Raw genomic sequence first — 15,937 nt, forward strand, 5'->3', positions numbered from 1 at the left:
TACAATAAATATTTTCATGCTATTTTTCAGCATGTTAGGAAGATAAAATACTGTCGAAAAGTAATTGGAGGAAGAAAGGCTAACAGATAAACCAGCAAAAAAGCATCAAAATGGTTTCCCAATTTTCACGAAGCGTTGCTAAAGCTCTTTGAATCGTATTACTGACTGATTGCGGTTTGATTTGAAGTAATTGAGCGATTTCCTCCACACGAAGGTCTTGGTAAAATCGCAAATAGAGGATTTCCCGTTGCCTTTCTGGCAACTGTTGTAAAGAATAGGAAACTTTATGAAGCATAGTTTTTGAAGATTCTTCTTCGATAAAGGACGTTTCGGAAGAATCTTCAAAATGAATATCGTCAAAATCATCTTCCAAAGGCACAGCTTTGAAAGTTTGTAAAGTCTTGAAAAGTTGATTTCTGAAAGCTCTCAGTAAATAAAACTTCACAGATTCCACTTCTGTTAGCGAAGCCCGACGAAGCCAAAGTTTAATAAGTAAATCTTGAATGGCATCTTCAATGATTTGGCTATTTGAAGTAAATTTTCCACCATAATGCACCAACGTCTTATAAAACTGTTTCGACAGTTGAGTAAAAGCCACCTCATCGCCCTCTCTGAAAAGATTCCAGAGTATTTGCTCTTGCGACAATTGTTTGCTTTTAATATTGTGGTTCATGTTTCAACACAAAATTTACACGAAATAACCAACAATATCTAAAAATAACAATACTTTATATTTTTAAGAATACTTCCAAAGATTAAAGAAAGAGTATTTGGTGTGATTACCTCACCAAATACCGTTCATCAATTATCTGTAAATGATGTGTACAATGCCCTAAAATAGCATAACCTAAACCACGTACAGAAATGGTAAAATTACTGGCAATGCCTTTTTCGTTGAGCATTTCTTCGTTGAAACTTTTGAATAAAGTAATGGTTGCTTTTCGTACTGCTAGGAATTCTTCTAATAAATCTTGAATATCTCTTTCTCCAGCATTAGAAGTATCACCGTACAAAACTTCGTCGTAGCCAGCCAAAGCGGTTTTGTCTTTTCGGGCAAAACGTAAAGCACGATATGCAAAAATCCTTTCAGTATCAATTACATGACCGATTACTTCTTTAATCGTCCATTTATTGGGTTGGTACTTGTAATTCAATGTTGCTTCATTTAAAGAAAGTATCTTTTGAATCAGTGTTTCTTGGTTGTCTTCTAAGCCTTTTAGCAATTCCACTGTATTTACTTTATTGATATAATTGCTAAAATTTCCAAAATTTTCTTCGGGTAATGGAGGTAGGATTTGCATGTTTTTTAATTGTGATTTAGTGAATTGTGAATGAGTGAGTTAGTGATTAAAAATTCACAACTCACTAATTCACAATTTAAACCTCATTCACAATTAATTTACTAACATATTCTGGAACAGGTAAATCAAATTGCATTTTTGGGTCGGTTATCGGGGTTTGTGCCTGTAATTTCAGCGGTAAAACTCCTGCCCAAACTGGAAAATCATAATCTTCTTCATCATCGTTTGGTGGTCCACTTCTGGTTTTGGCGGAAGCTTCTTCTAATGGAAATGAAATAATCATCGTTTTCTGCATTTCACTTTTTGAAGGCAAACGTACATTGTCCCAACGTCCTGAGATAAATTGCTCAGTAATGGCAATCAAAGAATCCCAACGTTCCTCTTCGTCCGTCACAACTGTTCCTTTGGCAAACATCACCACCGAACGATAATTGACAGAATGACTAAACGCCGACCTTGCCAATACCAATCCATCAATTAAAGAAACACTCAAACAAACTGTTCTGCCGTCGGCAATAGCTCGCATAAAATGACTGCCCACCGAGCCATGGATATATAATTTATTGCCAATGCGTCCGTAACCTGTGGGAATACACATCGGAGTTTCTTTTTCTACATAAGAAACATGACAAAAAAGTCCTTCATCTAAAATACTGTAAATGGTTTCTTCAGTATAATCGCCTTTTTTGGGCGCACGGCTAATTTTTGTTCTTTCAGTAATTGGTAATGTTGCCATAATTTTAAAGGGTTTATCTCCAAATCTTTCTGCAAATCTCTATCTTTACTGGCTTGTTATAGTATGCCACAATTTTAACATCAAGTAGTCCAGATGGAAATACCTTTTAAAACTTTACTTGACATCAAGAAGGATTCTTCATTGCCTGTTTACGTACAAATTGCTAATGAAATCATCAAAAATATTCAATCGGGTATTCTGAAAAAAGGTACCAAATTGTTGAGTTCTCGACAAATGGCAGAGCTTTTGGCACTTCACCGAAAAACGGTTGTGGCGGCTTACGACGAACTGTATTCACAAGGTTGGATTGAAATTTTTCCGAAGAAAGGTACTTTTATCGCCCAACATCTTCCGAACGTAAAGCCTGTTCAGCTATCAAAACAAGATTTTGAAGCAAAAAGTAAAGATGATTTTTCGATGAATTTCACTAAAAATACTTTGGTAAAAATTCCTCCAATTATTACGCAAAGATTGGCTTTTAACGATGGTTTGCCTGATGTACGTTTAGCTCCTCGTGACGAACTAGCCCGTTTATATGCACATTATATCAAATTTGGCGAGCCGTCGGTTTTGCAATATACTTCTGTGTATGGGGCTTTGCGTCTTCGTGAAGTTTTTGCCAAAGTATTGAACGAAACTCGTGGTATGAACACTTCGCCCGAACAAATTATTACAACTCGTGGTAGTCAAATGGCGATTTATTTGGTGGGTTTGGCTCTTTTTGAAAAAGGCGATGAAGTAATCGTTGGAGATTTGAATTATCCTGCTACCAACATGACTTTCGCTACTTTAGGGGCAAAATTGAACACAATTCCGATTGATGAAGAGGGAATTGTGGTAGATGCTATTGAAGAAATTTGTCGGCAAAAATCTATCAAAGCGATTTATGTTACTTCACATCATTATCATCCTACAACGGTAACGCTTACGCCCGAACGAAGGATTAAACTTTTGGCTTTAGCAGAAAAGTATCGTTTTTATATCCTAGAAGACGATTACGATTATGATTTTCATTATGCCAATCGACCTGTTTTGCCTTTGGCGAGTGCTGACCGACATGGTTTGGTGGTGTATATTGGTTCTTTTACTAAGAAAATTGCTCCGACTTTTCGAGTGGGTTATGTGGTGGCGAAGCAGGAAATTATTGAAGAATTAGCCAAATTACGACGCATCATCGACCGACAAGGCGATACTATTTTAGAATTATCTTTGGCAGATATGCTAGAAAATGGCACGCTGAAACGGCATGCAGCTAAAGTATTGAAGATTTACAGAGAACGAAGAGACTTTACTTGCGATTTATTGAAAAAGGAATTGGGCGATGTTATCAATTTTAAAGTACCAGACGGCGGTATGGCGATTTGGGCAAAGTTTGATAAAGATATTTCTTTGATAGAGCTTGCTCCAAAATTAATTAAAAACGGTTTGTACATTTCAGATGGAGCGGCATATCCAACAGAAAATGCGTGTAGAATAGGCTTCGCTTCCATGAATTTTAAAGAAACGGAGGATGCGGTGAAGATTTTGAAGAATGGGATTTTGTAATCTTCCGTATTTTCTATCATTATGTATTTTTCTTTTTAGTAATCCAAAATTCATGGTCTTTATCAAGAAATACTACATTAAAAATATTGTCCTCGAAATATCCAATAACACAAGGCTTATTACCAATGTGCATAGAACACCAATCAACATCAAGTGGAATATGTTTAGGATGAACAAATGCTGATTCGGGAGGAAATGAAACTTTGGTATAGATTTTCAATAATCCTATATTAGTTGCTTGTGGAATAGTATAGCCACACAATGTTTTTAGTTTATTTATTGCCTGAGCTAAAAGCATATCTTGTTCCCAATCTTCAAAGGATTGCCCTTGATTTATATCAAAATCTTTAAAACTTAATACGATTAACGAGTCTTTCTTCCCTTGACGGATTTCTAAACTTTTGGTTTCCCTCTTATAAGTTCCCCCTTTTCTTTCCTTAAATTTATCCGACTTGCCCATATAAAAGTTGATTTAGTTTTTCATCCATTTCAAAATATGGGATTGCACCGTACTTTCCAAGGGCGTAATTTTTGTCAAATGCAGATTTATTTCTGACTTTATCTGTCTTGAAGTCAGCTAATGAAAATAATTCAGACACTCCAAATTGATTTTTTTCAATAAAATAAATCTGGTCTCTTCTAAATGTATCCTTATTTAATAGAGATATATCATGTACTGCAAAAATTAATTGTGCATTATTTTTATTGAACTTATGAAAAAAACTAATTAGTTTTTGAGTCAAATTTGAATGCAATCTCGAATCAAGCTCATCAATTACTAAAATGTGTCCATTTCTCAATGTGTCATATAAAGGTCCTAATAAGTATAGTAGTTTTTTTGTACCTTCTGACTCCTGATTATCAAAATTAAATGGAATAGAATCAATAAAAATATTATTCTCATCATACTTTCTATGATAAGTAATTAGGTGGTCTCTTCTTGGCTGTCTTGATTGAATCTTCTGAATACTTGCAAAAAGATTTATCATTTCCTCATCTTTTGCTTTTTCTCTTAAAACTTCAAAATCTATTTCTCTAACATCCTCTTCAGTTGTTGATAAATTAGCAATTTCAAGATATTTAATGAAATGAGTAACCCAGTTTAAAAATTGGGAGTCATTTTTTAATTTATTTATTGTATATCTTTTGTGACCTTGATCGTGAATTCCGTTGATAAACCTTAGTTTCTGAAACCAATCTACAACAATACTTGATATTTCCTTATTATTAGTTGCTAGCATGGAAAGAAACAGTACTGTTTCTTTAGTATCATTTTCTCTACCTATTCCTTCTTTAAAAGCTGATTTATTTACTTCAATTGTTTGAAAATCTCTTTTGAATAGATAAACTTCTTTACTCGTAGTATGATATAACCATTCAGCAACTACCTTTTTATAATCTAATTCAAATCCATATCTATATTTAATCTCTTTATGAATAAAAGAAACCTCAAAAAAGCTTGACTCATTTTCATTTTTTGAATTTAGTTTGAATTTTTCAAGAGAAAAACCTTTTTCAGTATCCTCTAAAGCATTTTTATAGGAGGTCAAAACGATTTCCTTCATAAAACCCATTGCTTCTAATAGGTTACTTTTTCCACTTGCATTATTACCATATATAATAGCTGATTTCAAAAGTTCTAATTTCTTATCAACTTCTATAAGATGAGTATTTGAATGCTCTTTAAAAGATTTAGTAGCAACCATTGATAAGGTTGTTAAATCTTTAAAAGATAAATAGTTTTCAACGTTAAATTCGATTATCATGTCTTTTGTATTGAATTACAAGACAAAAATACATCAAAACTAAAAAAATGCAATTTTTTTTCATATTTTTAGTTTTGATGTGTTGTAAATAGATAGCAATACTTTTAATAGACAGGTTTTATTCTCCCTTCAACAACCTTACAGGCCCTAAAAGCCCAGAAGGCATTAATTTCCAATCGGGTTTGATGGTGATATTGGTTTTGGTAAAACGTTCGTTAGCGGGTTTTTCACGGTCGCCGATGAGTCGGTTTCGCCAAGTGTTTACTATTTCAATTTCCAATTCATTGCCCTTTTCTTTCAATAAACCTTTTACGGAAACGCTAAAAGGTGGACACCATAAAATGCCTAAATCTTTGCCATTCAATTTTACTTTGGCAATGCCCACATCTTTTACTTCGCCCAAATCTAAGTACTCATTATTTTGAATATTGCTTACATCAAACTGCGTTTTGTAAATAGCTGTGCCAGAATAATATTTGATTCCTTCTTCTGGGCGTTCCGTCCAGTCATACAATTTGTCGAAAGTTATCCAATTTGTTCCGCCCCATTTTGGGTCAAAATATACTTGCCAAGTATTATTTAAAATTTGCTTTTCTTGATATTGTACAAAGTTTGTCCCTTCTATTTTGGGCGATTTAGGCATGGGCTTTCTAAAAACTACAAAGACTGAACTATAAGGGTTAAATTCCAAAGGAATACTAATTTGCCCATTCGCTAAAGTATAATTTTTAGCAGGAATAATGTTTCCCGTAACAGCATCCCACAATTCTGGTACTCTGTCACCAATGCTAAAATTTGCGGTTACTTGTGCTTTTTCTTTATTCTGACTACTGATAAAGTAAAAATCCATTGCTCCCGCTTTTCGGTGGATATAATCAAAGTTTTGGGTCGCTTCTTTGTTTGTCCATTCACAATCAGGTAAAATACTATTGGATTTCAGTACTTCTCTAGCAGTTTTACCCCAAATGATTTTACCTTTTCCGTATTGTTTTTCGCCTGTTGTACTTTCATCATTTCCCCAAATTTGTTGAGCAATTTTGGCTCTTTCTAATTCAGCATTTGGCGATGCCACCAAACTGGCGGTACTCAAAGGTTTTGTACCGATTATCTTTGCTCCTTGCAAGAGTAATTGTTGTACTTTTTTCAGAGCGGCTAAAGATAAAATTTTATGATTTGGCAAAACCAAAACTTGATAAGAATCACCATGTGGTAAGTAGATTTTGCCATCTTTTACTGATAGTGCTAATAATCTATCTTCGTTAATCACATCATAATCATATTCAGGCAAAGCTCCTGCGGGGTCATCGGCTTTGTAGCGTGCTAAGTTCGGTGCATGATCGCCATAATAATACAATACATCGGCTACGGCTCTAGCTTCTTGCATCATATAATGGCAACGACTTAAGTACTGAATAAATGCCGTTGAATAATTCCACCAAGTAACGTTTGGATTGAAATGCGTTCCCGCAAAATACTCTTGTCCGGGCAAACCCATTTCTTTGGGCGAACACGTAAAAGTATGTAAATAAATCAGGTTTAAACCTGCACAAAATTCATGGTCGGCACTGGGTTTCATATCCGACCAAATAACGTCATTCCAATGTGGTCCAATCGTTGTAAAAGATTCTGCCCCGACCAATTTTTTATTAAAAATCTTTGCGGCACTGGCTGCTTGCTTCACAAAAAAGCGGTCAATGTCTTTTGAGCGATGTGGTGAAGGCGACCAAAATTCGCTCATCATAATTTCAGAATGTCCATAGTTTTTCAGTCCGTCAAAAGGCCCAGCGTGTGGCCCAGCCGACTCTGGCTGAATGCCCATGCCATACTTTCTAGCTCGTAAAGCAAATACTCTGTAATGATTATCCGAGATACAATCGCTCAAAGTTTTTCTTAAATCATTCAAGAAATTATTACTTGCTTCACGGCTTTCAATGATTTTTCCTGCCAATATGGGCAAATATGGAATTGGGTCATAGCCTCTTCTTTTTTTGAATTCATTTTCAAAACCATCCGACCAGTTCATTCCTCCTGCTTCAAAACTATCGGTTTGTAAATAGCGTAGGGTTTTACCAGCCATTGTGCCAATCATTTTCAGTAAAGGCTCAACGTTGGTATCCCAGTAACGATTAAAATGTTTTTCGCTGGTATAGTCAATCACCATGCCTTGCCATTTGCCACTTGATGTCGAAACCTCCGCACCCGTTACAGTATAACCCATGCGTAAAATAAGCCAATTCCCTTTGGGCGCTTGCCAGTGGAGTTTGCCATTTTTTACCCATTGCGATACATTGATTACTTCTTTTTTCTGAGCATCCTCTTCGCCAGTGGTAGCAGGAATATCCACTAACAAAGGTCTGGTTTCGGGTACAGACCAACCTACTTCACGAGTAGCGGCTTTATTTTCAAAATCTTTGATGGGTTTGCGGTCTTTAATAGCTTTATCTGGAATTGCCAACACTACAATTTCTCTATAGAAATCATCTTTAATTTTGGGTAAAGTCAAAGTAATATCAACCATTTTGCCCCCTTGTAATTGGGTTTCAGATGAAACTACTTGCTTGGCAGCTTCGGCTGGCTTAATATCGGGACCACCCAAATTCCAACCACTTTGAATACTCAGTGACATCACTAAACCCAAACGATTCGCTTCTTTGATAGCATGTAAATAAAGTGCTCGCCAAGCTTTCGAGCCAAACATCGGACCTTCTGGCACATCGCCATTTCCTCTTTGATTGTAGCCTCCCGCATCAAAAATACAAGCTCCACTAAAACCTTTGGCTTTCATTTCTTCTAAATCACGAGTAATGGCTTCTTTGGTAACATTGCCATTCAGCCACCACCACCAGCAACGAATACCGAATTGTTGGGTTGGTTTTTGGAAAATATCTTCAGTAATAACTGTTGCCTTTTGTTGAGAAACACTTCGATAACTTGCTAGTAAATAAGCTAATAACAGAAAGAGTAAAGGAGTTTTTTTGCGAATATTATTCATGGAAAGAGTCTTTTAGAGGAGCGAGAATCGCAATAAGGTAAAAGATTAGACAACTTTTTGAAAGTTGCCTAATCTGAAAATTTTCCAACATTGTTAATATAGCCACCTGCAATGGTAATATTAGTAACTGCATTCATGATATTGACACCTGCAATGGTAATATTAGCGACTGCATTCATGATATTACCACCTGCAATGCTAATATTAGCGACTGCATTCGTGATATTACCACCTGCAATGCTAATATTAGCAACTGCATTTATGATATTGCCTCCTGCAATGGTAATATTAACGACTGCATTCATGATATTACCTCCTGCAATGCTAATATTAGCGACTGCATTCATGATATTACCTCCTGCAATGCTAATACTAGCGACTGCATTCATGATATAGCCACCTGCAATGCAGAAATTATCTACTTCGTTGTCGTGATTTGCGTTTCACGATATGGATAAGGGAATTTCAAAGCAATTGTTGCAAATGAACTTGGTAGAATATAAGACTTCAAAGCTTTTTCTTTGATAGCATGAGCCGTCATTACCGCTACTGCATCACCAGTACGCACTAAGTCGAACCAACGGTGATTTTCAAAAGCTAATTCTACCCTTCTTTCTTGCTGAATAGCCGCTCTCATTGCTGATTGTGAAGTAATATTCACTTGCGTTTTAGCCGACAATCCTGCTCTAAGGCGTACTCTATTCAATAAATCAAAAGCCGTTTGATTGGGGAAACTAATCTCATTCAAAGCTTCGGCTTGCATCAATAAAACATCCGCCAAACGAGTAACGATAAAGTTATCTCCCGTATTAAAACGCTCCAAATAAGGCGGATTCGCATACTTTTGAATATATGGAATAACTTTCTTAGAAGTAGGATCGGTAAATGCTGTATTGATAGATGCCGTAAAACGCTTATCGCCAGCTTCATAAGCATCCATAAGGTCTTGCGTAGGAATATTCCAACCCGCTGCTGCACCAGATGCCAAAGCAAAACCAGTAACGATAGTTCCCGAATTATAAGGAGCAAATGAATAAGCAAAATTGCTACTCTTTCCACCTGGTCCTTCTACGTATTGAATCTCAAAAATAGATTCAGCCGTATTTTTCTTCTTGAAATTATCAGCATAATTGGCATTTAATTGATAAGCTCCTTCTGTTTCAATGGTTTTTAATAAATCATTGGCAGCAGTATAATTCTTTTGGGTCAGATATACTTTGGCTAATAAAGTTTTAGCCGCACCAGAAGTAGCTCTACCTAAATCAGCGCCTAAAAATGAAGCTGGAAGTTTTGCAATTGCTACTTTAAAATCATCAATAATGGCTTTATATACTTCTGTTTCAAGTACTCTTGGAGCAGTAGAGAAGGCATCTTCTGGAGAATTTACTTCTTTCAAAATCAAAGGCACATCACCAAATACTCTTGTTAAGTTGAAGTAATAAAAAGCTCTTAAAAAACGAGCTTCGCCTTCTAATCTATCACGAGTGGCTTGGTCGAATGTAGCTGAAGAAAGCTTCGTCAATAAAAGATTGCAACGACTGATGCCCAAGTAACTTGCACTGAAAAATGACTGGAAATTAGCATTCTGGTCGTTTTCTCTGAATTCATCCAACTCTTCACGAATCGTTCCAGAGCGGTCGGATGTGTTTTGTTGATAAGAAGTATTATCAGAACGCATTTCAGCAAAAAGCCATAAAGAACCCGTTTCAATTCCTTGAAGCGGAGAATATGCCGCATTCACAGCTTGAATGAATTGCTCTTTGGTTTGGTAGAAATTATCTACCGAACCGTTTGTATCAGGCGTTAATTCAAGGAAAGAATCCTTACAAGCAACTAAAGCCAAAGAAAGTAATAGTATCGTTATTTTTTTCATGTCGGTTCTTGATTAAAATTTACAATTAACTCCTAAAGTGTAAGTTGCCGCAACAGGATAACTACCATAATTTACGCCCGGAGCTAATGAATTACTACCATTGAAACCTACTTCTGGGAATGAACCTGTATAAGAAGAAACCGTGAAAAGATTTTGACCAGAAACATAAGCTCTTAATCCTTTGAAGTATTTCTTAGGTTTGAAATTATAACCCAAAGTAATGTTTCTCACAACCATATAAGAACCATCCATTACCCAAGCATCACTAGTATTTCTTGAGAAAGAATCACCAGCCAAAGCAGAACCTGCACTTTGAATTCTACCAGTTCCTTGATTATTGATGTCTTTGTAAGCATTAATTACATCTTTGTGAAGATTAAATACGCCATCTTGGTTGTAAAGAAATCTTTTGTAAAAATCTAAGATTTGTCCGCCTTGCGAGCCATTAATAAGCATTGAGAAATCGAAATTACCATAACTTACACGGTTGGTCATGCCCCAAATAAAGTTTGGATATGGACTACCGATAACGGTTTGGTCGTTTCCATCAATCTTTCCGTCTTTGTTAATATCTTCAAAGCGAATACTTCCAATCGTTTGCACCGAAGCACGAGGATATTTCGTTAAATCTTCTACTGTATTAAAGAAACCACCTGCCATTTTATAGCCAAAGAATAAGCCCATTGGTTCGCCAAGCATGGTTACACTACCATTATCTCCTGATTGAATTCTGGTTCTATTTCCTAAACTGATTACTTTATTTCTGTTGAAAGAAATGTTGAAATCAGTATCCCAATGGAATTTGCCTTTATTGATGTTTCTGCTACTTAAAGATATTTCTAAACCTTGATTTCGTACATTTCCTAAATTGGTAATGGTTGAATTAAAACCCGAAGAAGAAGGAATATCAATACTTTGCAACATGCTTTCTGTAAATCTTTCATAGAGTTCGATGATAAGATTTAGCTTTCCTTTCAACAAAGAAGCATCTAAACCAATGTCAGTTTGTTTAGATTGTTCCCAACCTAAATTGGTATTTCCCAAAGAATTAATCGCCTGACCTGTTACAATTTTTCCACCAAAAACATAATTATCTAAGCCCAATAATTTCTGAGCAGTAAAGTTTCCGATGTTGTTATTTCCAGCTAAACCATAACTTACTCTTAGTTTTAAATCATCAACAATGTCGGATTTAGGAAAGAATTTCTCTTCTGAAACTCTCCAACCAACAGAAGCAGAAGGGAAAGTACCCCAACGATTATCCAAACCAAATTTTGAAGAACCATCTCGTCTAACTGTTGCATTGAATAAATACTTGTCTTTATAAGCATAAGTAGCTCTTGCCAAATACGAAAGTAAAGCTCCTTTTCCACCACCAGCCGAAGCACTTACGCCCGTTGCAATAGCCGAGTTAATGGTTTGAATAACATCATCTGCATAACCATTTCCATTAACCGTAGTTGACTTAAATATCTCTTTCTGAGCAGAATATCCTACCAAAGCCGTAAATCTATGCTCCTTAATGCTATGGCTATAAGTAAGAGTATTTTCTGATAACCAGTTGAAAGTACGAGCAGAGTAATTACTTCCCGTAGCCAAAGTTGGCGGAGGATTACGGAAACCTCCAACGGTTGATGGAGTAAATTTATCCTGTGTATCAATCAATAAATCGGTATTAAAAGTTGTTAAGAATTTTAAATTAGGCAGTATTTCAATCCCTAAATAAGTATTAGCAAGTGTACGAATATTATTGCCATAATTAGTCGTATTCACTAACATATTCACAGGATTGGCATTGTTGAAAAAACCAGCCGAAGTAATATTTGGAGTAAAACTTCCATCTGCTTGATATACCGAAGGAAACGGACTATTCAAATAAGATTGCGTAACAATAGCTGTATTGAAATGTCCTTCAGTTTCAGCCAAATGTCTGATGGTAAACGAAGGAGAAATATTCAAACCAACCGTAATTTTCTTAGAGATATTCGCATCAATATTTCCACGAATTGAAAAGCGTTGAAAATCAGTATTCAATAAAACACCTTGTTGATTAAAATAACCCAAAGAAACCATTGAACGTAGGTTTTCAGTTCCTTTTGTAATCGTTAAATTATAGTTTTGCATAGGTGCATTTCGGCTCATTGCATTAAACCAATTTGTTCCTGCACCAATGCTACTTGGATTACGATATGCCTCCGCAACAGTGTTGATATCAAAAGCTTGTCCTTTGATTGCAGCTAAACCTTGCGCAGCATCAATTCTATTCTGAGCAAATTCCGATGCACTCATTACTTGTACTCTGTTACGGTCTGAAACCGTTTGGATTCCCGTATAAACATTGAATTCTATATTGGTTGCTCCATTTTTAGCATGTTTGGTCGTAATCAAAACAACGCCATTAGAACCTCTCGAACCATAAATAGCCGTAGAAGAAGCATCTTTTAAAATACTGATAGATTCAATATCATCAGGAGAAATCGTACTTAATGGATTGGATGTTTTGCTGTAATAGTTCGTCATCGGGAAACCATCAAGTACGTACAAAGGGTCATCACCTGCACCAATAGAGCCAGAACCTCGAATCCTGATAACAGGGCCACTTCCTGGCGTACCAGACACTTGGCTTACTTGCACACCCGCTACTTGTCCTGCTAATTTTTGGTCAACACTGGTAACTGGTAAATCTTTGATATTTTGAGTTTTAATCGTTGCTACTGCACCTGTTACATCACGGCGGTCTTGTGTACCATAACCCACTACCACAATCTCTGATAAAGTAACATTATCAATTGCTAAAGTAACGTTGATGATACTTCTATTCCCTACAATAACATCTTGAGGAAGATAACCCACAAAAGAAAAAGTAAGTACACTCTGAGCATCAGGGACTGCTATTTTATATTCACCTTTACCATCTGTTGCTGTTCCTTTAGAAGTATCTTTTACTTTGATTGTTACGCCGGGCAAGGGTTCTCCTCTATCATCAACTACTTTTCCTGTGATAGTGATTGCTAAATTTTGTCTGAAATCGCTGTCAAAATCTTTCATTTGCATCAATTTCAAATCACTCAATTGCTTGCTTAGAATGATGTACTTGTCCGTTACTTCATAGTCAATCTTGTAGGGTTTTAATAAATTATCAAGAATCACCGCTAATTTTTCATTGCTGAAATTGGCAGAAATTACTTTGTCTGAGGGAATAAGATTTTGGATATAAGTAAATCTGATTCCTGCCGAATGTTCTATGCTTTTCAGCACACTTTTCATATCCCTTTTATCGGCATGTAAGGATATTTTCTTTTCTAAAATAGTCTGGGCACTCGTATGAGCAAAACTCATACTGGTAAACAGCACTGCTATAAGAAATTGTTGAAAAGATAATTTCATGATTTTTAGAAAAATCTGGGGAATTTTTCGATGTTTTTCCATACTTTTGAAATGGTTTTGTAAATGGTAAAAAATTGCAAAATGCTTCCCATCCTCTATCTCATTAGCGTGCGAAGAAGAGGGACAAATTAAAGTCGGTTGATGCTGGTACCATCGGCCGGCTTTTCCATTAAAAATAAATTGGTTAAGGAATTATGCTGTCATAGTAAATTATTTAGGTTGGTAATTATTGATTGATTTTTATTCACATCCTTTACTGTAAACGACTACCTGCCCGTCGATAATTTCATACCTCGCTCCTATCGTTTTACAGACTACTCTCATTTTTTCAAATAGTGATTCATTTCCTAAGGGAGCCGTTAAAAAACAGGCTTTCATCAAATCTTCATCATAAACGATTTCAATGCCATAGGCTTTTTCTAATGTTGTAAAAACCTGACTGATTGGTGTATTATCAAATTCAAAATTATGATAGTTTGCAGGCAAAACTAAAATGTCTGGCAAAGCAACCAAAGTTTTATTTAACCTATCTGTATTACGTTCATAAATAGCTTGTTGATTAGGTTTTAGCACCACGCCTTTTAATTCATCTTCCAGTTTTTCGTCTTTCTCAGTAGCCGATTTATTAGCAAAAACTGATACTTTACCGGTCTTTACCGAAACCACAATATCTTTGGCATTTTCGTAGGCCGTTACTCTGAAACTTGTTCCCAACACTTTAGTAATTACTTCATTGGCATATACCAAAAATGGACGTTTAGGGTTTTTAGAGATTTCAAAAAATGCTTCTCCCGTTAAATAAACGACTCTTTTACTCGCTTCAAAGCCTTTTTTGTACCTCAGTTTAGAGTTCTTTTCTAAACTCACTACACTACCATCACTTAAATATATTTTCTTAGTTGTACTTCCTAGGTTTACTTCTTCTACCAAATCTGTATCAGATTTTGAGCCACTGAATATTGTTGTGTATAAAGATGATGATTGGTTTTGACTAAACCACCAGTATGATAAACCTACACAAACCACTAACGCTGCCGCTATACGGAGATATGGAATTTTTAGTCTGAAAAATCTACCGCCTAGTTGTCTATCTTCATTACTTTGTATCTTTTGTTGAATATTGTCCCAAATCTTTGTTGTTTTTTCAACAGGAAAATGTTGTGCTTCAGCTTCCCTCAAACCAATAATGAGTAAGCGAGCATCTTCAACTACAGCGCTTCTTTCTGGAAATTGCGCCAAATAATGATTCCAAAAGGATTCGCTTTCTGCATTGGGTTGCAATACCCAATTTTTGAAATAATCATCTGCTACAAAATCTTCTATTTCAAAATTTTGATAATTCATCGACATAGTTTTAACGTCTTACATTTACTAATGCACAGGAATGCTTCTTTTAATCCATTTTTTTATAAAAATATTTTAAAACTTATCCAAGTAATTAGCAATCAATACAATAAGGATTGGGTAAATGACATGTTCTTTTAAAAATCGTAAACCTGTGTAGATAAATTTACAGGCAGATTGGTAGTTTACGCCCATCAGTTGCGCCACTTCTTCATTACTAAAATCATGGAAGAATCGTAGATTAATGGCTTCTTGCTGGCGTTTTGGCAGTTTTTGAATGGCTCTTTTTAAATGATTGAGTTGAGATTCTTCATGTTCTTGAAGAATCATACTGTATTCGGTTGATACTTCGTTCAACCAATCTGGCAAAGCTTGATTTTCATCGATAATATCAAAATTGTTTTTCTCTTTATTACGATAAATCTTATTCCTTAATGCTTTAAACAAGTAAAATTTTATAGAATCTGTTTCCGAAAGATTATTCCTACTATTCCACAATTCATAAAATAAATCTTGAATACTGTCTTCAATCAAACTTTCATCTTGGGTAATCTTATGTCCATAATTCAAAAGTGCTTGAATGTATTGTTCATAAATCATGGCAAATGCTTGTCTATCACCTTGTCGGAAGGTGTTCCATAGTACTTTCTCGGAAGTAAGACTCATCTGGCTTTGCATCTGCAATAAAAAAGAAACAGTATGATAAAATACAATTAAAAGACCTATAGGATAGGATAATTACTGAATAAATTTGTATAAATATAATAGCAAAAAATCTTCGTTAGAGCCAATTCTCTTTATTTATCTTTCAACAAAGCTAAAAGACAAAAGCAATCACTTTATAATCAATTAATATACAATAACTTAACAGTATTTTTCAAAATAAAAAACATGGTTATTTCAATTTTCGTGATGTTGGGCTAATTAAAATTAAAGTAGATACTTCTATAAGAATTTCACAAAATATTAAGTATTTTGAATCTCTTTTCAAAC

Annotated in this window: 12 protein-coding genes; 1 reads left to right on the forward strand and 11 read right to left on the reverse strand. The window is 35.3% G+C overall.

Features of this window, described 5'->3' with window-relative positions; translation table 11 throughout:
• Positions 1-79 precede the first annotated feature (79 nt).
• The 3 genes from VB798_RS05310 to VB798_RS05320 form a co-directional block, all read right to left on the reverse strand.
• Positions 80-673 carry an RNA polymerase sigma factor gene (locus VB798_RS05310; protein WP_323256709.1) on the reverse strand — a complete coding sequence of 198 codons (594 nt, stop codon included), beginning with the start codon at positions 671-673 and terminating at the stop codon, positions 80-82.
• A 106-nt stretch (positions 674-779) separates the two neighbouring features.
• The gene (locus VB798_RS05315; RefSeq protein ID WP_323256711.1) at positions 780-1,301 is read right to left on the reverse strand and encodes a DinB family protein; all 522 of its coding nucleotides are present in this window, start codon (positions 1,299-1,301) and stop codon (positions 780-782) included.
• Between the two features lie 76 nt (positions 1,302-1,377).
• Positions 1,378-2,037, reverse strand: coding sequence for a pyridoxamine 5'-phosphate oxidase family protein (locus tag VB798_RS05320; protein ID WP_323256713.1), 660 nt, complete (start codon positions 2,035-2,037; stop codon positions 1,378-1,380).
• A 93-nt stretch (positions 2,038-2,130) separates the two neighbouring features.
• On the opposite strand from VB798_RS05320, the gene pdxR reads away from it, so the two are divergent.
• Positions 2,131-3,582, forward strand: a complete 1,452-nt coding sequence (pdxR, locus tag VB798_RS05325) for a MocR-like pyridoxine biosynthesis transcription factor PdxR (protein WP_323256715.1) — start codon at positions 2,131-2,133, stop codon at positions 3,580-3,582.
• 19 nt (positions 3,583-3,601) lie between these two features.
• Here the strand turns inward: pdxR and VB798_RS05330 are convergent, their stop codons facing one another.
• The 8 genes from VB798_RS05330 to VB798_RS05365 all read right to left on the reverse strand — a co-directional run bounded on the left by VB798_RS05330 (position 3,602) and on the right by VB798_RS05365 (position 15,610).
• Positions 3,602-4,042, reverse strand: a complete 441-nt coding sequence (locus tag VB798_RS05330; RefSeq protein ID WP_323256718.1) for a hypothetical protein — start codon at positions 4,040-4,042, stop codon at positions 3,602-3,604.
• Positions 4,026-5,348 carry an AAA family ATPase gene (locus tag VB798_RS05335; protein ID WP_323256720.1) on the reverse strand — a complete coding sequence of 441 codons (1,323 nt, stop codon included), beginning with the start codon at positions 5,346-5,348 and terminating at the stop codon, positions 4,026-4,028. Before VB798_RS05335 ends, VB798_RS05330 begins: the two co-directional genes overlap by 17 nt.
• A 118-nt stretch (positions 5,349-5,466) precedes the next feature.
• Positions 5,467-8,340 carry a glycosyl hydrolase gene (locus tag VB798_RS05340; protein WP_323256723.1) on the reverse strand — a complete coding sequence of 958 codons (2,874 nt, stop codon included), beginning with the start codon at positions 8,338-8,340 and terminating at the stop codon, positions 5,467-5,469.
• A gap of 68 nt (positions 8,341-8,408) precedes the next feature.
• Entirely contained in the window at positions 8,409-8,729 is a 321-nt protein-coding gene (locus VB798_RS05345; RefSeq protein ID WP_323256725.1) for a hypothetical protein, read from the reverse strand.
• Between the two features lie 29 nt (positions 8,730-8,758).
• Positions 8,759-10,213 (reverse strand): RagB/SusD family nutrient uptake outer membrane protein, encoded by a 1,455-nt coding sequence (locus VB798_RS05350; RefSeq protein ID WP_323256727.1) that lies wholly within the window; start codon positions 10,211-10,213, stop codon positions 8,759-8,761.
• Positions 10,214-10,225: 12 nt separating this feature from the next.
• Entirely contained in the window at positions 10,226-13,600 is a 3,375-nt protein-coding gene (locus tag VB798_RS05355; RefSeq protein ID WP_323256729.1) for a SusC/RagA family TonB-linked outer membrane protein, read from the reverse strand.
• Positions 13,601-13,840: 240 nt separating this feature from the next.
• Positions 13,841-14,944 carry a FecR family protein gene (locus VB798_RS05360; RefSeq protein ID WP_323256731.1) on the reverse strand — a complete coding sequence of 368 codons (1,104 nt, stop codon included), beginning with the start codon at positions 14,942-14,944 and terminating at the stop codon, positions 13,841-13,843.
• Between the two features lie 75 nt (positions 14,945-15,019).
• Complete coding sequence (locus tag VB798_RS05365) at positions 15,020-15,610, reverse strand: RNA polymerase sigma factor (RefSeq protein ID WP_323256734.1); 591 nt, start codon at positions 15,608-15,610, stop codon at positions 15,020-15,022.
• Positions 15,611-15,937: the final 327 nt, after the last annotated feature.

The organism is Arcicella lustrica, assembly GCF_034930985.1.
In the GTDB taxonomy this organism is placed as follows: domain Bacteria; phylum Bacteroidota; class Bacteroidia; order Cytophagales; family Spirosomataceae; genus Arcicella; species Arcicella lustrica.